This is a genomic window from Klebsiella sp. GB_Kp047 (assembly GCF_040065235.1).
Lineage (GTDB): Bacteria > Pseudomonadota > Gammaproteobacteria > Enterobacterales > Enterobacteriaceae > Klebsiella > Klebsiella quasipneumoniae.
The window spans coordinates 1-17,172 of the sequence record NZ_JBEAJG010000015.1; the positions used below are offsets into that span (position 1 = coordinate 1).

General features: G+C 53.3%; 28 protein-coding genes. 6 read left to right on the forward strand and 22 right to left on the reverse strand.

Annotated features, from left to right (window positions below; all coding sequences use genetic code 11):
• Positions 1-48 precede the first annotated feature (48 nt).
• Complete coding sequence (locus tag ABLV76_RS07900; RefSeq protein ID WP_348878270.1) at positions 49-246, reverse strand: hypothetical protein; 198 nt, start codon at positions 244-246, stop codon at positions 49-51.
• Here ABLV76_RS07900 and ABLV76_RS07905 point away from each other — a divergent pair.
• Positions 245-799 carry a gamma carbonic anhydrase family protein gene (locus ABLV76_RS07905; RefSeq protein ID WP_023319228.1) on the forward strand — a complete coding sequence of 185 codons (555 nt, stop codon included), beginning with the start codon at positions 245-247 and terminating at the stop codon, positions 797-799. The genes ABLV76_RS07900 and ABLV76_RS07905 overlap by 2 nt on opposite strands.
• Here the strand turns inward: ABLV76_RS07905 and ABLV76_RS07910 are convergent.
• From ABLV76_RS07910 to dprA, 6 genes are read right to left on the reverse strand one after another with little or no spacing between them, the layout of a single operon-like run.
• Positions 775-1,032, reverse strand: a complete 258-nt coding sequence (locus ABLV76_RS07910; RefSeq protein WP_004206807.1) for a DUF1488 domain-containing protein — start codon at positions 1,030-1,032, stop codon at positions 775-777. The two genes, ABLV76_RS07905 and ABLV76_RS07910, sit on opposite strands and share 25 nt — an antisense overlap.
• Positions 1,029-1,847 carry a shikimate dehydrogenase gene (gene aroE / locus ABLV76_RS07915; RefSeq protein WP_049093771.1) on the reverse strand — a complete coding sequence of 273 codons (819 nt, stop codon included), beginning with the start codon at positions 1,845-1,847 and terminating at the stop codon, positions 1,029-1,031. The genes ABLV76_RS07910 and aroE overlap by 4 nt, the downstream gene beginning before the upstream one ends.
• A gap of 3 nt (positions 1,848-1,850) precedes the next feature.
• Positions 1,851-2,423: an L-threonylcarbamoyladenylate synthase type 1 TsaC gene (gene tsaC, locus ABLV76_RS07920; protein ID WP_004206805.1), complete on the reverse strand. Its 573-nt coding sequence runs from the start codon at positions 2,421-2,423 to the stop codon at positions 1,851-1,853.
• A 4-nt stretch (positions 2,424-2,427) separates the two neighbouring features.
• Positions 2,428-2,970 (reverse strand): type I DNA topoisomerase, encoded by a 543-nt coding sequence (locus ABLV76_RS07925; protein WP_017900613.1) that lies wholly within the window; start codon positions 2,968-2,970, stop codon positions 2,428-2,430.
• Between the two features lie 26 nt (positions 2,971-2,996).
• Positions 2,997-3,470 carry a DUF494 family protein Smg gene (smg, locus tag ABLV76_RS07930; RefSeq protein ID WP_002919137.1) on the reverse strand — a complete coding sequence of 158 codons (474 nt, stop codon included), beginning with the start codon at positions 3,468-3,470 and terminating at the stop codon, positions 2,997-2,999.
• Entirely contained in the window at positions 3,442-4,566 is a 1,125-nt protein-coding gene (dprA, locus tag ABLV76_RS07935) for a DNA-protecting protein DprA (protein WP_135683968.1), read from the reverse strand. Before dprA ends, smg begins: the two co-directional genes overlap by 29 nt.
• A gap of 128 nt (positions 4,567-4,694) precedes the next feature.
• On the opposite strand from dprA, the gene def reads away from it, so the two are divergent.
• The 5 genes from def to mscL all read left to right on the forward strand — a co-directional run bounded on the left by def (position 4,695) and on the right by mscL (position 9,457).
• Entirely contained in the window at positions 4,695-5,204 is a 510-nt protein-coding gene (def, locus tag ABLV76_RS07940; protein WP_004206802.1) for a peptide deformylase, read from the forward strand.
• Positions 5,205-5,218: 14 nt separating this feature from the next.
• Positions 5,219-6,166, forward strand: coding sequence for a methionyl-tRNA formyltransferase (gene fmt / locus ABLV76_RS07945; protein ID WP_017900611.1), 948 nt, complete (start codon positions 5,219-5,221; stop codon positions 6,164-6,166).
• A gap of 52 nt (positions 6,167-6,218) precedes the next feature.
• Positions 6,219-7,514, forward strand: coding sequence for a 16S rRNA (cytosine(967)-C(5))-methyltransferase RsmB (rsmB, locus tag ABLV76_RS07950; RefSeq protein WP_064190163.1), 1,296 nt, complete (start codon positions 6,219-6,221; stop codon positions 7,512-7,514).
• Positions 7,515-7,527: 13 nt separating this feature from the next.
• Positions 7,528-8,904, forward strand: coding sequence for a Trk system potassium transporter TrkA (trkA, locus tag ABLV76_RS07955; protein ID WP_002919153.1), 1,377 nt, complete (start codon positions 7,528-7,530; stop codon positions 8,902-8,904).
• Positions 8,905-9,043: 139 nt separating this feature from the next.
• Positions 9,044-9,457: a large-conductance mechanosensitive channel protein MscL gene (gene mscL, locus ABLV76_RS07960; RefSeq protein ID WP_004206799.1), complete on the forward strand. Its 414-nt coding sequence runs from the start codon at positions 9,044-9,046 to the stop codon at positions 9,455-9,457.
• Here the strand turns inward: mscL and ABLV76_RS07965 are convergent.
• From ABLV76_RS07965 to rplF, 15 genes are all read right to left on the reverse strand, one after another.
• A complete protein-coding gene (locus tag ABLV76_RS07965; RefSeq protein ID WP_072060957.1) occupies positions 9,393-9,671 on the reverse strand; it encodes a ribosome alternative rescue factor ArfA in 279 nt (92 codons plus the stop codon). The two genes, mscL and ABLV76_RS07965, sit on opposite strands and share 65 nt — an antisense overlap.
• A gap of 57 nt (positions 9,672-9,728) precedes the next feature.
• Entirely contained in the window at positions 9,729-10,154 is a 426-nt protein-coding gene (zntR, locus tag ABLV76_RS07970; protein ID WP_004206796.1) for a Zn(2+)-responsive transcriptional regulator, read from the reverse strand.
• 2 nt (positions 10,155-10,156) lie between these two features.
• On the reverse strand, positions 10,157-10,525 hold the full coding sequence (locus tag ABLV76_RS07975; protein WP_043523054.1) for a DUF1992 domain-containing protein: 369 nt from the start codon (positions 10,523-10,525) through the stop codon (positions 10,157-10,159).
• A gap of 108 nt (positions 10,526-10,633) precedes the next feature.
• On the reverse strand, positions 10,634-11,020 hold the full coding sequence (rplQ, locus tag ABLV76_RS07980) for a 50S ribosomal protein L17 (RefSeq protein ID WP_002919206.1): 387 nt from the start codon (positions 11,018-11,020) through the stop codon (positions 10,634-10,636).
• Positions 11,021-11,060: 40 nt separating this feature from the next.
• The gene (gene rpoA / locus ABLV76_RS07985; RefSeq protein WP_002919219.1) at positions 11,061-12,050 is read right to left on the reverse strand and encodes a DNA-directed RNA polymerase subunit alpha; all 990 of its coding nucleotides are present in this window, start codon (positions 12,048-12,050) and stop codon (positions 11,061-11,063) included.
• A gap of 25 nt (positions 12,051-12,075) precedes the next feature.
• A complete protein-coding gene (gene rpsD / locus ABLV76_RS07990; protein ID WP_002919224.1) occupies positions 12,076-12,696 on the reverse strand; it encodes a 30S ribosomal protein S4 in 621 nt (206 codons plus the stop codon).
• Between the two features lie 33 nt (positions 12,697-12,729).
• Positions 12,730-13,119 carry a 30S ribosomal protein S11 gene (gene rpsK, locus ABLV76_RS07995; RefSeq protein WP_002919257.1) on the reverse strand — a complete coding sequence of 130 codons (390 nt, stop codon included), beginning with the start codon at positions 13,117-13,119 and terminating at the stop codon, positions 12,730-12,732.
• Between the two features lie 16 nt (positions 13,120-13,135).
• Complete coding sequence (rpsM, locus tag ABLV76_RS08000) at positions 13,136-13,492, reverse strand: 30S ribosomal protein S13 (RefSeq protein ID WP_002919259.1); 357 nt, start codon at positions 13,490-13,492, stop codon at positions 13,136-13,138.
• 146 nt (positions 13,493-13,638) lie between these two features.
• Positions 13,639-13,755, reverse strand: coding sequence for a 50S ribosomal protein L36 (rpmJ, locus tag ABLV76_RS08005; protein ID WP_000868187.1), 117 nt, complete (start codon positions 13,753-13,755; stop codon positions 13,639-13,641).
• 33 nt (positions 13,756-13,788) lie between these two features.
• A complete protein-coding gene (secY, locus tag ABLV76_RS08010; RefSeq protein ID WP_002919515.1) occupies positions 13,789-15,120 on the reverse strand; it encodes a preprotein translocase subunit SecY in 1,332 nt (443 codons plus the stop codon).
• Between the two features lie 7 nt (positions 15,121-15,127).
• Positions 15,128-15,562 (reverse strand): 50S ribosomal protein L15, encoded by a 435-nt coding sequence (gene rplO / locus ABLV76_RS08015; protein ID WP_002919516.1) that lies wholly within the window; start codon positions 15,560-15,562, stop codon positions 15,128-15,130.
• A 3-nt stretch (positions 15,563-15,565) separates the two neighbouring features.
• Positions 15,566-15,745, reverse strand: a complete 180-nt coding sequence (rpmD, locus tag ABLV76_RS08020; RefSeq protein ID WP_001140434.1) for a 50S ribosomal protein L30 — start codon at positions 15,743-15,745, stop codon at positions 15,566-15,568.
• Positions 15,746-15,748: 3 nt separating this feature from the next.
• Positions 15,749-16,252 carry a 30S ribosomal protein S5 gene (gene rpsE / locus ABLV76_RS08025; protein WP_002919545.1) on the reverse strand — a complete coding sequence of 168 codons (504 nt, stop codon included), beginning with the start codon at positions 16,250-16,252 and terminating at the stop codon, positions 15,749-15,751.
• A 14-nt stretch (positions 16,253-16,266) separates the two neighbouring features.
• On the reverse strand, positions 16,267-16,620 hold the full coding sequence (gene rplR, locus ABLV76_RS08030) for a 50S ribosomal protein L18 (protein ID WP_000358960.1): 354 nt from the start codon (positions 16,618-16,620) through the stop codon (positions 16,267-16,269).
• Positions 16,621-16,629: 9 nt separating this feature from the next.
• Positions 16,630-17,163: a 50S ribosomal protein L6 gene (rplF, locus tag ABLV76_RS08035; RefSeq protein WP_002919662.1), complete on the reverse strand. Its 534-nt coding sequence runs from the start codon at positions 17,161-17,163 to the stop codon at positions 16,630-16,632.
• Positions 17,164-17,172 lie beyond the last annotated feature (9 nt).

Here is a 17,172-nt window from a genome sequence, read left to right on the forward strand (position 1 = left end):
TTTCAGGATTTTTCTCTTCAACCGAACCGGCTGTTTGTGTGAAGTGATTCACATCTGCCGTGTCAGTGGGTGCGCATTATAGGGATCCCATTTTTTTGCACAAGCCTTTTTTCGATCTTTTTTTCTGAATGGTGATTTTTCACCCTTTTCGCCGTGTAATTGCACGATTTGCTCAATTTTCACCGTTTTCAGGGGTTGCAAAGCCACCAAAGTCTTCTTACGCTCCCGTATTTTTGAGGTCAACATGTCTGCTCAACTGCGCCCCTATAAAGCATTTTTCCCGCAAATCGGTCTTCGCGTCATGATTGACGCATCCAGCGTCGTCATCGGTGATGTCAGAATTGCCGATGACGTCAGCGTCTGGCCTCTGGTAGCCATTCGCGGCGACGTCAACTATGTATCGATAGGTCAACGCAGCAATATTCAGGACGGCAGCGTTCTACACGTGACCCATAAATCCTCTTACAAGCCTGAGGGAAATCCACTGATCATTGGAGAGGATGTGACGGTTGGCCACAAAGTGATGCTGCACGGCTGCACTATCGGCAACCGCGTACTGGTTGGTATGGGTTCGATCTTATTAGATGGTGTCGTCGTTGGCGATGACGTCATGATTGGCGCGGGAAGTCTGGTACCACAGAACAAACAGCTGGAAAGCGGCTTCCTTTACTTTGGCAATCCGGTCAAACAGATCCGCCCCCTGACAGAGGCGGAGCGGGAAGGCCTTAAGTATTCAGCAAATAACTATGTGAAATGGAAAGATGAATATCTGGATCAGGAGAGCCAGACCCAACCCTGAGCATCCTCCTGATTATCGCGGATCAATGCCTCTGCCTCTTCCTCAAGATCCCAACGATGTTTCTGGAATGCGGCCAGCCACTGCGCTGGCCCCTCTGCGCCAAAACGCTGCTGCAGGATCTGCCCTGAAATTGCGCAGGTTAATTGCATCCCATTAACCAGCGCGGGAAACACCACGCCCTGCCGTTCGGCATCCCATGATTCCCGATCGGGAAACTGAATCGCCTGATTCATGCATTCAGTTCCTGTTGCAGCCTTTCTATAACCGGGGTGATAGCCGGCAGGACGCCGTGCCATAGCAGAACGGCATGGGCGGCTTGCGCCACCAGCATTCCCAGCCCGTCAGCACAGTGGGTTGCGCCATGCTGCTGGCACCAGTGAAGAAACGGTGTCGGCCCTTTCTGGTAGAACATGTCATAGCAATACACGTCAGCGTTGACAACAGATGCCGGGATAGCCGGTACATCACCGTCTATTCCACTGGACGTCGCATTGATGATCAGATCGAATGTTTCCCCGGATAAGGTATCCATCTCCCTTGCGCTGACGCTGCCGGTATGAGCGAAGAGCGTGGCTAACTCATGGGCACGAGCGTAGGTGCGATTGACGATCGTGACGGCACATCCCAGCGACAGCAGCGGCAGCAGCACCCCACGCGATGCGCCACCGGCACCGATAAGCAGGATCCGCTGGCGTGGCTTAATGAATCCCAGACGCTCCAGATCGCTCAGCAGACCAATACCGTCCGTGTTGTCGCCCAGCAAACGCCCGTCTTCGAGACGTTTCAGGGTATTCACCGCTCCCGCCAGCGCAGCGCGTTCTGTCAGTTCATCCGCGCGCGCAAAAGCTTCTTCTTTAAAAGGAACAGTAACATTGGCGCCCTTTCCTCCCTGCGCAAAAAACTGATTGAGAGAAGAGACAAAATCGTCCAGCGGCGCTAGCACACGTCCATAAGGATGGATAATCCCTAACTGGCAGGCAAACAGCTGGTGAATAGAAGGCGACTTGCTGTGCGCGATCGGATTACCAAAAACAGCATAGGTTTCCATGGTTCACCCCTGGCGGAACAGTTCACCCGTCAGGGCATCACGTATTTCAGATGGATTTTGCCGTCCGCCCGTAGCGCCATCCACGACCGGGAAGCTGTCACCAAACTGAGCACGGACTTCTGCGGTGGTGCGGCAAGGCGGTTGCCCGGTGAGATTGGCGCTCGTCGAGACCAGCGGTTTTCCGTAGGCTTCGCACAATTCAATCACCAGCGGATGGTTGGTCACGCGTACAGCCAGCGAATCAAAACGACCAGTCAGCCAGCGTGGTGTTTCAGGACGCGCCGGGAATACAAACGTCACCGGTCCTGGCCAGCAGGAAAAGATCGCTGCCCGCTGCGAATCACTTAACCGTGAATCATCAATATATGGCTTGAGTTGCTCAAAGCTAGCGGCGATAAGGATCAATCCCTTCTCAACAGGACGCTGCTTCAGCTCCAGCAGACGCATAACGGCCGTTTCGCTGTCAGGGTCGCAGCCGACGCCAAAAACGGCTTCCGTGGGATAGGCGATGACATGTTCATTATTCAGGACCGCCACGGCATGGGCGACGGCTTCTGAGGGCAGGTTATTGTTCACTGATTTATTCCGCCGGGATCGGCTTTCCACATTGTTTACTGGCACAGAAGCGTCTGAGCCCCTGCGCCGTCTTCTTTTCTATTAACAGCGGGTAATGGCATTCAGGGCATTCGCCCGCCACCGGTTTAAAATTGATAACGAACTGGCAATCAGGATAGCGATCGCAGGAGTGAAAGGTTTTACCGAAACGGGAACGACGCTGGACCAGATGGCCTTGTCCGCACTGCGGGCAAGCAATAGCCGTCTCATCTGGTTTATCAATTACCTCAGTATGTTCGCATTCCGGATAGTGGCTACAGCCAATGAACATCCCAAAACGCCCCTGACGTAGCACCATAACCGCGCCGCACGATGGGCATACTTGCCCCTCCAGCACCTTAACGACATGCCCGTCAGCCTGACTTTTCAGGGGACGGATATAGTCACAGTCCGGATAATGCGAACAGCCGAGAAACGGGCCATGTTTCCCGGAACGGATCACCAGTTCAGCCCCGCACTGTGGGCAGGGCTCATTTTTACGCACCGAAAACAGTGCTGATTTGGTCATAACAACTCGATGTTGCTGCAAAAAGATTAATGCAGCATACCTTCATTTACTTCGAAGAGTAATTCTTCCATTTGCTGATAGGCGTTTTCACAGCCCGGAATATTGAACAGTACCATCAGGATGACCCATTTCAGGTCCTCCAGCTCAAATTCTGCCGTATCCAGCGCCAGTACGCGCTCTATCACCATTTCTCGCGTTTCGAGGTTCAACACCTGAATCTGCTCGAGGAAGAGTAAAAACCCCCGGCAACTGGCGTCCAGACGCTGGCACTCCTCTTCGGTATATACCCGAAGCGACAGCGGGTCGGAAGCGAGCTGCATGGGTTCAACGAGACCTTCCTGATAATCAGCCAGTTTCTCGAGCCACATTAACGCGTTATAGATATCTTCCCGCTCAAAACCTGCGTCGGTAAGATCCCGCGTCAGTTTGTCCTGATCCACGCGCATTTCTGCTTCGCTATGGATGTAAGTTTCAAACAAATACATGAGTACGTCGAACATGGCTTGCCCTCCTTAATCGGACATAGCCGCCGGGTACAGCTGCGATCCAGCCTGCTAACTCCAGTTCAAGTAGCTGAGCTACGGTTACTGGCACAGATTGGCCGGCACGTTCAGCGACAACGTCAACAGGTGTTACCTCATCTCCTACGTTAGCCAGGAGCTCCGGAAATGGCAATGCTACAGACGGCTGATCGGCGCAATTATTTATCGAATCAGACGTATCAGTTAGCCAGGCCAGCTCGTTGTGCCAGTATTCCACAATATCCTCTGGCGAGGTCACCGGCACCGCGCCTTGCTTAATTAACCAGTGTGGGCCTTCCGATCCCGGATTGCTTATCGGCCCAGGCAGGGCAAACACATCCCTTCCCTGTTCCAGAGCACAGCGGACGGTAACCAGCGAACCGCTTCTCAATGCCGCCTCAACCACCAGCACGCCCAGGCTCAGGCCGCTGATAATCCGGTTGCGTCTGGGGAAATGCGCGGGAAGCGGCGGCGTTATAAGTGGAAATTCAGACACCAGCGCACCGCCATTATCGACGATCTGCTGGGCGAGGCTCGCATGGCGCCGCGGATAAACCTGGCCCAGTCCGTTGCCCAGTACCGCGATGGTTTTGCCCTCGGCCGCGAGCGCGCCGCGATGCGCGACGCCATCAATGCCTAACGCCAACCCACTGGTGATAGTTATCCCTTTACGCGCCAACGTTTCGCTGAACAGCTTCCCCCAGCGAGCGCCATACCAGGAATGCAAGCGACTGCCAATAACGGCAAGCTGCGCGCTGTGAAGCAGAGCGGGATCGCCGCTGACCAGCAACGCGCCGGGATAATCAACGATGGCCCTTAGCCGCGGCGGAAAGCGTGGATCGTCGGCCAGTAACAGATGATGTTCCGGGTGCTCCAGCCAGCGCCGCGTCTCGTCAAGCTCACGCCCGTCAAGCCGAAAAAATAACGTTGCCTGCGCCGCGGTCATCCCGACGGCATGCAGCGCTTCATGATCAACGCTGGCGGCTGCGCATAAGCGCTGAGCGATCTCTACCATCCTGTCGCCATACAAGCTACTGACCTTCATCAGCCGCAGCCAAATCTCGTCGGGCGTCATCCTTACCCCCTGCCATAAGCGGTATTGACAATCTTTGCGATTGGACAGTGAGACTGTCAATTGCAGGGTGTTTTGTCTAGAATAGAGCTAATAATCTTATCAACTCCTGAATACGACTCTGGAACTTTATGGCAGTTTTGCAAGTGTTACATATTCCGGACGAGCGCCTTCGCAAAGTCGCCGAGCCGGTCAAAGAAGTGAATGCGGAAATTCAGCGTATCGTCGATGATATGTTCGACACCATGTACGCTGAGGAGGGCATTGGTCTGGCCGCGACCCAGGTCGATATCCATCAGCGCATTATCGTTATTGATGTGTCGGAAAATCGTGAAGAGCAGCTGGTGTTAATCAACCCGGAGCTGCTGGAAAAAGATGGCGAAACCGGCATTGAAGAAGGCTGCCTGTCTATTCCGGAACAGCGCGCCCTGGTGCCGCGTGCGGAAAAAGTGAAGATCCGCGCGCTGGATCGCGACGGTAAGCCATTTGAACTGGAGGCCGATGGCCTGCTGGCTATCTGTATTCAGCATGAGATGGATCATCTGGTCGGCAAACTGTTTATTGATTATCTGTCACCGCTCAAACAACAGCGCATTCGTCAGAAGGTTGAGAAACTGGATCGTTTACGTTCCCGTGCCTGATAACAAGGAATACCGTGTCACAATCACTACGTATCATTTTCGCCGGCACCCCCGATTTTGCAGCGCGTCATCTTGACGCGCTGTTGTCGTCTGAACATCAGGTTGTTGGCGTATTCACTCAGCCAGACCGCCCTGCTGGCCGCGGCAAAAAATTGATGCCGAGCCCGGTAAAGGTGCTGGCTGAAGCCCATAACTTACCTGTATTCCAGCCATCCTCCCTGCGTCCGCAGGACAACCAACAATTAGTCGCCGATCTCGGCGCCGATATTATGGTGGTGGTGGCGTACGGTTTGATTCTGCCGAAAGCGGTGCTGGAGATGCCCCGTCTGGGCTGTATCAACGTTCACGGCTCCCTGCTGCCGCGCTGGCGTGGCGCAGCGCCGATCCAGCGTTCGCTGTGGGCGGGGGATAGCGAAACAGGCGTAACCATCATGCAGATGGACGTCGGCCTTGATACGGGTGATATGCTGTATAAGCTTTCCTGCCCCATTACCGCAGAGGATACCAGCGGCAGCCTGTACGATAAGCTGGCCGAGCTCGGCCCTCAAGGTCTGCTGGCAACTTTGGCCCAGCTGGCCAACGGCACCGCACAGCCTGAAGTACAGGATGAATCGCTGGTGTGCCACGCCGAGAAGCTGAGTAAAGAAGAAGCTCGCATCGACTGGTCGCTTTCCGCCGCACAGCTGGAGCGCTGCATCCGCGCCTTTAATCCGTGGCCAATGAGCTGGCTGGAAATTGACGGGCAGCCGCTAAAAGTGTGGCGGGCATCGGTCATTGCCGAAGCCGCACATGCCGAACCAGGTACTATCGTGGCAGCAACCAAACAGGGTATCCAGGTCGCCACAGGCGATGGGATCCTCAGTCTGGAATCGCTACAGCCTGCGGGTAAAAAAGCGATGAGCGCCCAGGATTTACTCAATTCCCGCCGGGAGTGGTTTACGCCTGGCACCCGTCTCGCCTGACGGTCGTCTCTTCTGAAGCCCGGGTTCGCCGGGCATTTTTATTTTTGCGCTTATGAAAAAGAATATAAATTTACGCAGCCTGGCCGCCCAGGCTATCGAGCAAGTCGTTGAAAAAGGTCAGTCTTTAAGCAACGTCCTGCCCCCTCTACAGCAAAAAGTCAGCGATAAAGACAAAGCGCTGCTGCAGGAGCTGTGTTTTGGCGTACTGCGTACGCTCAGCCAGCTGGAGTGGCTTATCAGCAAGCTGATGGCGCGTCCGATGACCGGCAAACAGCGCACCGTGCACTTTCTGATTATGGTTGGGCTCTATCAGTTACTCTACACCCGCATCCCTCCACACGCCGCGCTGGCTGAAACGGTAGAAGGCGCGGTGGCGATTAAGCGCCCGCAGCTTAAAGGGCTGATCAATGGGGTGTTACGCCAGTTTCAGCGCCAACAGGAAGAGCTACTGGCAGAATTCGCCGGGCAGGAAAACCGCTACCTTCATCCCAAATGGCTGCTGAAGCGTCTGCAGCTGGCCTGGCCGCAACACTGGCAGGAGATTGTCGACGCTAACAACCAGCGCCCGCCGATGTGGCTGCGCGTTAACCGCAACCATCATTCCCGAGATGAATGGCTTGCTCTGCTTAAAGAGGCCGGTTTAGAAGGTTTCACCCACCCTGACTATCCCGACGCCGTGCGTCTGGCCACCCCTGCCCCGGTCCATACGTTGCCGGGTTTTGCCGAAGGATGGGTAACCGTTCAGGATGCCTCGGCCCAGGGCTGCATGCGCTATCTGCAGCCGGAAAACGGCGAGCGCATTCTTGATCTCTGCGCTGCGCCGGGCGGCAAGACGACGCATATTCTGGAGGTCGCTCCCCAGGCTGAGGTCATGGCGGTGGACATTGATGAACAGCGTCTTTCCCGCGTCTATGACAACCTGAAACGGCTGGGCATGAAAGCCGAAGTCAAACAGGGCGATGGTCGCTTCCCTGAGCAGTGGTGTGGCAGCGAGCAGTTCGATCGCATTCTGCTGGATGCCCCCTGTTCCGCCACCGGTGTTATTCGCCGCCATCCGGATATCAAATGGCTGCGCCGGGATCGGGATATCGCCGATTTAGCCCAGCTACAGGCCGAGATCCTCAATGCCATCTGGGGGCATCTGAAACCAGGCGGCACGTTGGTTTACGCTACCTGTTCTATTCTGCCGGAAGAGAATAGCCAGCAAATTGCCGCCTTCCTCGCGCGGACCCCGGATGCGGAGCTTGACGCAACCGGTACGCCGGCAAGCCCGGGACAGCAAAATCTGCCGGGTGCGGAAGAAGGCGATGGCTTCTTTTACGCTAAGCTAATCAAACGTCGCAACTAATGGATCACTGCAGATGAAGATTATTATTCTGGGCGCCGGCCAGGTCGGCGGCACGCTGGCGGAGAACCTCGTCGGCGAGAACAATGATATTACGCTGGTTGATACCAATGGCGACCGTCTGCGCAGCCTGCAGGATAAGTTCGACCTGCGTGTCGTCCAGGGGCACGGTTCTCACCCCCGCGTACTGCGCGAGGCAGGAGCCGATGATGCCGATATGCTGGTGGCGGTCACCAGTTCGGATGAAACCAACATGGTGGCCTGCCAGGTCGCCTATTCGTTATTCAATACGCCAAACCGTATTGCTCGTATTCGTGCGCCTGATTACGTCCGCGATGCGGAAAAGCTCTTCAATTCTGAAGCAGTGCCCATCGATCACTTAATCGCTCCGGAACAGCTGGTCATCGACAATATTCACCGTCTGATAGAATATCCCGGCGCGCTGCAGGTCGTGAACTTCGCGGAAGGGAAAGTCAGCCTCGCCGTGGTGAAAGCCTATTACGGTGGTCCGCTGGTGGGTAATGCATTGTCCACCATGCGTGAGCATATGCCGCATATCGATACGCGCGTGGCCGCTATTTTCCGCCACGATCGCCCCATTCGCCCACAGGGTTCGACGATTGTCGAGGCCGGCGATGAAGTCTTCTTTATTGCCGCCTCGCAGCATATCAGGGCGGTCATGAGCGAACTCCAGCGTCTGGAGAAGCCTTATAAACGCATCATGTTGGTCGGCGGCGGCAATATTGGCGCGGGCCTGGCCCATAAGCTGGAAAAAGACTACAGCGTTAAGCTTATTGAGCGCAATCAGCAGCGAGCCGCTGAGCTGGCAGAAAAACTGCAGCATACTATCGTCTTCTACGGTGATGCATCGGATCAGGAGCTGCTGGCCGAAGAGCATATTGACCAGGTGGACCTGTTTATTGCCGTCACTAACGATGACGAAGCAAACATCATGTCTGCGATGCTGGCCAAGCGAATGGGGGCTAAAAAAGTGATGGTGCTGATCCAGCGTAGAGCCTATGTGGATCTGGTTCAGGGTAGCGTCATCGATATCGCGATATCGCCTCAGCAGGCCACGATTTCCGCCCTACTCAGCCATGTTCGTAAAGCCGATATTGTCGGCGTCTCCTCCCTGCGCCGCGGCGTTGCGGAAGCGATCGAAGCAGTGGCACACGGCGATGAGAGCACCTCGCGGGTGGTCGGGCGATCGATCGATGAGATCAAGCTTCCGCCAGGCACGATCATTGGCGCCGTCGTGCGTGGGAATGACGTGATGATCGCCAATAATAATCTGCGGATCGAGCAGGGCGATCATGTGATCATGTTTTTGACTGATAAAAAGTTTATTTCCGATGTAGAAAGGCTGTTCCAGCCAAGTCCTTTCTTCCTCTAATTCCCAGGGCGTCGAACAGGCGCCTTTTATTATCCCTTATTATTCAAAGGTTAATATTTTCCTGTAACGCTCTACGGGGAATGGCAAATGAAAATACATTTGTTAAACTTACAACGTCAGCTGGCTCAAGGAGAATAAAATGAGTTTTTTAAAAGAGTTTCGCGAATTCGCGATGCGCGGGAACGTTGTCGATTTGGCAGTGGGTGTGATCATCGGCGCAGCATTCGGTAAAATTGTTTCGTCGCTGGTCGCGGATATTATTATGCCGCCGCTCGGCCTGTTGATTGGCGGGATCGATTTTAAACAGTTTGCCGTCACGCTGCGCGATGCCCAGGGTGATGTACCGGCAGTGGTGATGCACTATGGGGTGTTTATTCAGAACGTTTTCGATTTCATCATTGTCGCATTTGCCATTTTCATGGCGATTAAACTGATGAATAAGTTAAATCGCAAGAAAGAAGAGGCTCCGGCGGCACCGCCAGCGCCCTCTAAAGAAGAAGTACTGCTGAGCGAAATTCGCGATCTGCTGAAAGAACAAAACAAGCGTTCTTAATCAGCAGCGAAAGCAGAAGGCCAGTGGTAAAAAAGCGATTCGCTTGCTTGCCACTGGCCTCCCGGTCCATCCTTGCTGCATGTTTATCTTTACGTTGATAGCTTCCCTTCCCTTTCTTGTTCTTCTCTACACGCTGCCTGAATAATGGATCGTGGAGAAGTGCCTCAATGGCGTTATCTTTAATTTGCCCTTTGGTATGCTGATAGCGACTCATAGTAACTCCAGTACATGTGTGAATTCCGCGCGAGTGTAGATCCGCGCGCACAAAAAATCAACGGCTGGCATTGCCGTTACTGGCGCCTTGCTCAAGGGCCTCGAGGATCGAACAGTAAACGCTGCTGTGAGCTGTGCCGCAGCAGGCGTCGTTGAGCCGTTGCAGAGAGCGACGCATCGTTTGTAGCTCGTTGATCCTCGCCTCAACTTCGCTTAATCGCGCCTGAACGATCCCTTTCGACTCCTGACAGGTGTGATGTTCCGGATCGATACGGATCGACAATAATTCGCGGATCGCTTCCAGAGTAAAGCCCAGCTGACGGGCATAGCGAATAAAGCGCAGACGCTGAAGATCGTTATCCGAGTAAAGACGAAATCCCCCCTCAGTGCGCACGTCATGATCCATCATTTGCTGTTTTTCATAATAACGGATGGTATCTGGCGTCACATCAGCCAGTTTTGCCAGCTCACCAATACGATACATATTCACTCCTGATTGATTTTATGCAGCAACGCATCGGCGTACTCACCGCGTAAAAAGTCGGTGTTCAGTCCTGCCTGACGCAGCTTAAGCTCGAGCAGAGCAAGGCGCTTGCTGAGTTCGCCATGCCGCGGGTCGTCCTGACGCACACCCTTAAGCAAGTCTGCCAGAGCCACCGCCTCTCTGCGCTGCTCCAGCTCCGGGGGAAGACACCCTGCATTCTTCAGAAGGCGATAGCCTGCCCGCAGCTCGGCCGGTACATGCGAATCGTCATCGAGAGTTAGCGGCTCGCCGCTACCGGGTAAATTATCGAACTCGCCTTTGGTTTGGGCATCAAGGATATGGCGTTCTGCCCACTGATCCAGTAACCACATTCTACGGCTCCGAGGGATGAACAAAAAGAGTACAGATATTGTAGTGAAGTGGGGATGAGGTAGATATAAAAAAACCCGCCGGGGCGGGTTTTTTTACGTTACTACAGATTACTCTGCAGCAGCTTCTGCTTTCGGCTCAGCACGATCAACCAGCTCGATGTATGCCATCGGCGCGTTGTCGCCTGCACGGAAGCCACACTTCAGAATGCGAGTGTAACCACCGGCGCGGCTCGCGAAACGCGGGCCCAGCTCGTTAAACAGTTTTGCCACGATCTCGTTGTCACGAGTGCGGGCGAATGCCAGACGACGATTAGCAACGCTATCAGTCTTGGCAAGAGTAATCAGCGGCTCAACTACGCGACGCAGTTCTTTCGCTTTCGGCAGGGTCGTCTTGATGATTTCATGACGAACCAGCGAACCTGCCATGTTACGGAACATAGCCTGGCGATGGCTGCTGTTGCGGTTCAGTTGACGACCACTCTTACGATGGCGCATGACCTTATCCTTCTCAGTAAAACCTTAACCTGTGATCCGGTTACTCGTCAGCAATGCTTGCTGGTGGCCAGTTTTCCAGGCGCATGCCCAGAGACAGTCCACGGGAAGCCAGCACGTCTTTAATCTCAGTAAGAGATTTTTTACCCAGGTTCGGCGTTTTCAGCAACTCAACCTCGGTACGCTGTACCAGATCACCGATATAGTGGATAGCTTCTGCCTTGAGGCAGTTAGCAGAGCGGACAGTCAATTCCAGATCGTCAACAGGGCGCAGCAGGATCGGATCGAATTCTGGTTTCTCTTCTTTCACTTCTGGCTGACGTACATCACGTAAGTCAACAAAAGCTTCCAGTTGTTCAGCCAGGATGGTTGCCGCACGACGAATCGCCTCTTCAGGATCGATTGTGCCGTTGGTTTCCATTTCGATGACCAGCTTGTCCAGGTCGGTACGCTGTTCTACACGCGCAGCTTCAACATTGTAGGCAATACGCTCTACAGGGCTGTAGCAGGCGTCGACCAGCAGACGGCCGATTGGGCGCTCATCTTCTTCCGAATGAATTCGGGCAGAAGCCGGCACATAACCGCGACCGCGCTGAACTTTGATACGCATGCTGATAGCAGCGTTCTCATCAGTCAGGTGGCAAATCACGTGCTGCGGCTTGACGATTTCGACATCACCGTCGTGGGTAATGTCGGCTGCGGTCACAGGGCCAATGCCAGATTTATTCAAAGTAAGGATGACTTCATCTTTACCCTGAACTCTCACCGCCAGCCCTTTCAGGTTGAGCAGGATTTCAAGGATGTCTTCCTGAACGCCTTCTTTGGTGCTGTACTCGTGCAGTACACCATCAATCTCAACCTCGGTCACCGCGCAACCCGGCATCGATGAGAGCAGAATACGGCGCAGTGCGTTACCCAGAGTATGGCCGAAGCCACGCTCTAAAGGCTCAAGGGTCACCTTGGCGTGCGTCGAACTCACTTGCTCGATATCGACCAGGCGCGGTTTTAGAAACTCTGTCACAGAACCCTGCATTGTGTCCTCTCTTTGGTACTAAGCTTTACTTGGAGTAAAGCTCGACGATCAGGTGTTCGTTAATGTCCGCAGACAGATCAGAACGCTCCGGCTGACGCTTGAACGTACCTTCCATCTTGCCAGCATCAACTTCCAGCCAGGTTGGCTTTTCACGCTGCTCAGCCAGCTCCAGAGCGGCTTTCACGCGAGATTGCTTTTTCGCTTTCTCACGAATGCTGACAACGTCATTCGCTTTAACCTGATAAGAAGCGATGTTAACAACACGACCGTTTACCATAATCGCTTTGTGGCTAACCAGCTGGCGTGCTTCAGCACGAGTGGCGCCGAAGCCCATACGGTATACAACGTTGTCCAGACGACCTTCCAGCAGAGCCAACAGGTTTTCACCGGTGTTGCCTTTCAGACGTGCTGCTTCTTTATAGTAGTTACGGAACTGACGCTCCAGCACACCGTACATACGGCGAACTTTTTGCTTTTCACGCAACTGCACACCATAGTCAGACAGACGCGGCTTACGCGCACCGTGCTGGCCAGGAGCTTGTTCAATTTTACACTTGGTATCGATCGCGCGAACGCCAGACTTAAGGAATAAGTCGGTGCCCTCACGACGGCTCAGCTTGAGCTTAGGACCCAAATATCTTGCCATTTTCTTTCTCCAACTAACCTGGAAAACGCAGCGTTATACGCGACGTTTTTTCGGCGGACGACAACCGTTATGAGGGATCGGAGTCACATCAGTAATATTAGTGATGCGGAAACCAGCGGCGTTCAGTGCACGAATGGTAGATTCGCGACCCGGACCCGGACCTTTGACCATAACTTCCAGATTCTTGATGCCGTATTCTTTTACGGCTTCTGCGCAACGCTCTGCTGCAACCTGAGCTGCGAACGGAGTGGATTTGCGAGAACCACGGAAACCGGAACCACCGGCTGTTGCCCAACCCAGTGCGTTACCCTGACGATCAGTAATGGTAACGATGGTGTTGTTAAAAGAAGCATGGATATGAGCCACGCCGTCAGAGACTTGTTTTCTTACACGCTTACGTGCACGAATTGGTGCCTTTGCCATTATTCAATCACCCCGATTATTTCTTGATCGGTTTACGCGGACCCTTACGGGTACGTGCGTTGGTCTTGGTACGCTGACCGCGAACCGGGAGACCACGACGATGACGCAAACCACGGTAGCAACCAAGGTCCATCAGACGCTTGATGCTCAGGGTGATTTCACGGCGCAGATCACCTTCAACGACAAATTTACCTACTGCTTCACGCAGAATATCAATTTGTTCTTCAGACAGCTCACTGATCTTAACATTTTCAGCGATGCCCGTTTCAGCGCAGATGGCTTTAGAACGGGTTTTGCCGATACCGAAAATAGCGGTTAAAGCGATTACGGTATGTTTGTGATCAGGAATGTTAATGCCTGCTATACGGGCCACTATGCACTCCTACTATTTAATATGTACGCACCATGCTGAAAAGCCCGTTTTCAGGATACTCAAATGGAAACGTACAGACATACAAAAGATTGGCTGGCTAATCTAGCCAGCTCAATCCAACTTTGCAAGAAAAATATGCGAAAAAATCAGCCTTGGCGCTGTTTATGCTTCGGCTCGGCACTGCAAATCACACGGATGACGCCATCACGCTTAACGATTTTGCAGTTACGGCATAATTTCTTGACGGAAGCACGAACTTTCATTTTTACTCTCCGTAACTTCTCGGGCGACCAGTTTTAGCGGCCGTAGCCTTTCAGGTTCGCCTTCTTCAATGCAGACTCATACTGACTGGACATCATCAGAGTTTGCACTTGAGCCATAAAGTCCATAATCACGACAACAACGATAAGCAGCGAGGTCCCACCGAAGTAGAACGGCACTTTCATCGCGTCACGCATGAACTCCGGGATCAGGCAGATAAAAGTAATGTACAACGCACCAACCAGAGTCAGGCGAGTCATCACTTTATCGATATACTTCGCCGTTTGCTCTCCCGGACGAATTCCTGGTACAAATGCACCGGACTTCTTCAGGTTATCTGCTGTTTCACGCGGGTTGAAAACCAACGCCGTGTAGAAGAAACAGAAGAAGATGATTGCAGACGCATAGAGTAACACATAAAGCGGTTGCCCAGGCTGCAAATACAGCGAAATTGTTGTCAGCCAGTTCCAACCAGTACCACCCCCGAACCATGACGTGATGGTTGCCGGGAACAGTATAATACTGGAAGCGAAGATTGCCGGGATTACCCCCGCCATATTCACTTTCAGCGGTAAATGTGTGCTCTGTGCAGCATAGACACGACGACCCTGTTGACGTTTCGCGTAGTTTACCACAATGCGGCGTTGACCACGTTCAACGAATACAACAAAGAAGGTCACTGCAAATACTAATACTGCAACCAACAGCAACAGGAGGAAGTGCAGGTCGCCTTGACGCGCTTGCTCGATAGTATGGGCGATGGCCGGCGGGAGTCCCGCAACGATACCGGCGAAGATAATGATCGAGATACCGTTACCGATACCGCGTTCAGTGATCTGTTCGCCGAGCCACATCAGGAACATAGTCCCTGTGACCAGACTGACAACAGCGGTGAAATAGAATGCAAAGCCTGGATTAATCACCAGGCCCTGCATACCAGGCATATTCGGCAGACCGGTAGCAATACCGATCGACTGGAATATCGCCAGCACCAGAGTACCGTAGCGGGTGTACTGGCTGATCTTACGACGACCAGACTCCCCTTCTTTCTTCAGTTCTGCCAGCGGTTGATAAACCACCGTCAGCAGCTGCACGATGATTGATGCCGAAATGTACGGCATAATCCCCAGTGCAAAGATAGAAGCACGGCTGAGAGCACCACCAGAGAACATGTTGAACATTTCAATGATGGTGCCTCGCTGTTGCTCAAGCAGTTTGGCAAGTACAGCGGCATCAATACCAGGGATCGGAATAAAAGAGCCAATACGGAACACTATCAGCGCACCGACCACAAACAGAAGTCTGCGTTTCAGTTCGCCAAGGCCACCTTTGGCACTTTGAAAATCTAATCCCGGTTGTTTAGCCATCTGCTACTTATTCCTCAATTTTACCGCCAGCAGCTTCGATAGCAGCACGAGCACCTTTAGTCACACGCAGGCCACGAACAGTTACCGGACGAGTTACCTCACCAGACAGGATCACTTTCGCGAACTCGATCTGGACACCGATAATGTTAGCCGCTTTCAGCGCGTTCAGGTCTACTACATCGCCTTCTACGTGAGCCAGATCGGAGAGACGGATCTCTGCGGTGATCATCGCTTTACGAGAAGTGAAGCCGAATTTCGGCAGACGACGGTACAGAGGCATCTGACCACCTTCGAAACCGCGACGTACGCCACCGCCAGAACGAGATTTCTGACCTTTGTGACCACGACCACCGGTTTTACCGAGGCCAGAACCGATACCACGACCCAGGCGTTTACCCGCCTTTTTGGAGCCTTCGGCCGGAGACAGAGTATTTAAACGCATCTCTTACTCCTCAACTTTAACCATGAAGGAAACCGCGTTGACCATACCACGAACAGCAGGAGTATCCTCGCGCTCTACGGTGTGACCAATACGACGCAGACCCAGGCCAAGCAGCGTTGCCTTGTGTTTCGGCAGACGACCGATTGCACTGCGGGTTTGAGTAATTTTAATAGTCTTTGCCATGGTTTATTTCCCCAGAATTTCTTCAACGGATTTACCACGCTTGGCAGCGACCATATCCGGGGACTTCATGTTTTCCAGACCGTCGATAGTTGCACGAACCACGTTAATCGGGTTGGTGGAACCATACGCTTTAGCCAGAACGTTACGAACCCCAGCGACTTCCAGAACGGCGCGCATTGCACCACCGGCGATGATACCGGTACCTTCGGAAGCCGGCTGCATGAATACACGAGAACCCGTGTGAGTACCCTTAACCGGGTGCTGCAGGGTGCCGTGGTTCAGCGCGACGTTAATCATATTGCGACGGGCTTTTTCCATCGCTTTCTGGATCGCTGCTGGAACTTCACGCGCTTTACCGTAACCAAAACCAACGCGACCGTTACCATCGCCTACTACAGTCAGAGCTGTGAAGGAGAAAATACGACCACCTTTAACGGTTTTAGATACGCGGTTTACCGCGATCAGCTTTTCCTGCAGTTCGCCAGCTTGTTTTTCGATGTGAGCCATCTTACACCTCTACCTTAGAACTGAAGGCCAGCTTCACGGGCAGCATCTGCCAGTGCCTGGACACGACCATGATATTGGAACCCGGAACGGTCAAAGGAAACATCTTTGATGCCTTTTTCCAGAGCGCGTTCAGCGACAGCTTTACCCACAGCTGCAGCAGCGTCTTTGTTACCGGTGTACTTCAGTTGTTCAGCGATAGCTTTTTCTACAGTAGAAGCAGCTACCAGAACTTCAGAACCATTCGGTGCAATTACCTGTGCGTAAATGTGACGCGGGGTACGATGTACCACCAGGCGAGTTGCGCCCAGCTCCTGGAGCTTGCGGCGTGCGCGGGTCGCACGACGGATACGAGCAGATTTCTTATCCATAGTGTTACCTTACTTCTTCTTAGCCTCTTTGGTACGCACGACTTCGTCGGCGTAACGAACACCCTTGCCTTTGTAAGGCTCAGGACGACGGTAGGCGCGCAGATCTGCTGCAACCTGGCCGATCACCTGCTTATCAGCGCCTTTCAGCACGATTTCAGTCTGAGTCGGACATTCTGCAGTGATACCCGCAGGCAGCTGATGATCAACCGGGTGAGAGAAACCTAAAGCCAGGTTTACTACATTCCCTTTGACCGCTGCACGATAACCTACACCAACCAGCTGCAGCTTCTTAGTGAAGCCTTCGGTAACACCGATAACCATTGAGTTCAGCAGGGCACGCGCGGTACCAGCCTGAGCCCAACCGTCTGCGTAACCATCACGCGGACCGAAGGTCAGTGCATTATCTGCATGTTTAACTTCAACAGCATCGTTGAGAGTACGAGTCAGCTCGCCGTTTTTACCTTTGATCGTAATAACCTGACCGTTGATTTTTACATCAACGCCGGCAGGAACAACGACCGGTGCTTTAGCAACACGAGACATTTTTTCCTC

Bases quoted from the DNA above. Each gene is read 5' to 3' on its own strand.
- rpsK (WP_002919257.1), bottom strand. From the start codon at position 13,119: ATGGCAAAGGCACCAATTCGTGCACGTAAGCGTGTAAGAAAACAAGTC.
- rpsE (WP_002919545.1), bottom strand. From the start codon at position 16,252: ATGGCTCACATCGAAAAACAAGCTGGCGAACTGCAGGAAAAGCTGATC.
- rpmD (WP_001140434.1), bottom strand. From the start codon at position 15,745: ATGGCAAAGACTATTAAAATTACTCAAACCCGCAGTGCAATCGGTCGT.
- dprA (WP_135683968.1), bottom strand. From the start codon at position 4,566: ATGACGCCCGACGAGATTTGGCTGCGGCTGATGAAGGTCAGTAGCTTG.
- rplR (WP_000358960.1), bottom strand. From the start codon at position 16,620: ATGGATAAGAAATCTGCTCGTATCCGTCGTGCGACCCGCGCACGCCGC.
- rpsD (WP_002919224.1), bottom strand. From the start codon at position 12,696: ATGGCAAGATATTTGGGTCCTAAGCTCAAGCTGAGCCGTCGTGAGGGC.
- rsmB (WP_064190163.1), top strand. From the start codon at position 6,219: ATGAAAAAGAATATAAATTTACGCAGCCTGGCCGCCCAGGCTATCGAG.
- mscL (WP_004206799.1), top strand. From the start codon at position 9,044: ATGAGTTTTTTAAAAGAGTTTCGCGAATTCGCGATGCGCGGGAACGTT.
- trkA (WP_002919153.1), top strand. From the start codon at position 7,528: ATGAAGATTATTATTCTGGGCGCCGGCCAGGTCGGCGGCACGCTGGCG.
- smg (WP_002919137.1), bottom strand. From the start codon at position 3,470: ATGTTCGACGTACTCATGTATTTGTTTGAAACTTACATCCATAGCGAA.
- rplQ (WP_002919206.1), bottom strand. From the start codon at position 11,020: ATGCGCCATCGTAAGAGTGGTCGTCAACTGAACCGCAACAGCAGCCAT.
- ABLV76_RS07975 (WP_043523054.1), bottom strand. From the start codon at position 10,525: ATGTGGTTACTGGATCAGTGGGCAGAACGCCATATCCTTGATGCCCAA.
- secY (WP_002919515.1), bottom strand. From the start codon at position 15,120: ATGGCTAAACAACCGGGATTAGATTTTCAAAGTGCCAAAGGTGGCCTT.
- rplF (WP_002919662.1), bottom strand. From the start codon at position 17,163: ATGTCTCGTGTTGCTAAAGCACCGGTCGTTGTTCCTGCCGGCGTTGAT.
- zntR (WP_004206796.1), bottom strand. From the start codon at position 10,154: ATGTATCGTATTGGTGAGCTGGCAAAACTGGCTGATGTGACGCCAGAT.
- ABLV76_RS07905 (WP_023319228.1), top strand. From the start codon at position 245: ATGTCTGCTCAACTGCGCCCCTATAAAGCATTTTTCCCGCAAATCGGT.
- ABLV76_RS07925 (WP_017900613.1), bottom strand. From the start codon at position 2,970: ATGACCAAATCAGCACTGTTTTCGGTGCGTAAAAATGAGCCCTGCCCA.
- ABLV76_RS07900 (WP_348878270.1), bottom strand. From the start codon at position 246: ATGTTGACCTCAAAAATACGGGAGCGTAAGAAGACTTTGGTGGCTTTG.
- rplO (WP_002919516.1), bottom strand. From the start codon at position 15,562: ATGCGTTTAAATACTCTGTCTCCGGCCGAAGGCTCCAAAAAGGCGGGT.
- aroE (WP_049093771.1), bottom strand. From the start codon at position 1,847: ATGGAAACCTATGCTGTTTTTGGTAATCCGATCGCGCACAGCAAGTCG.
- rpmJ (WP_000868187.1), bottom strand. From the start codon at position 13,755: ATGAAAGTTCGTGCTTCCGTCAAGAAATTATGCCGTAACTGCAAAATC.
- ABLV76_RS07910 (WP_004206807.1), bottom strand. From the start codon at position 1,032: ATGAATCAGGCGATTCAGTTTCCCGATCGGGAATCATGGGATGCCGAA.
- def (WP_004206802.1), top strand. From the start codon at position 4,695: ATGGCAGTTTTGCAAGTGTTACATATTCCGGACGAGCGCCTTCGCAAA.
- ABLV76_RS07965 (WP_072060957.1), bottom strand. From the start codon at position 9,671: ATGAGTCGCTATCAGCATACCAAAGGGCAAATTAAAGATAACGCCATT.
- rpoA (WP_002919219.1), bottom strand. From the start codon at position 12,050: ATGCAGGGTTCTGTGACAGAGTTTCTAAAACCGCGCCTGGTCGATATC.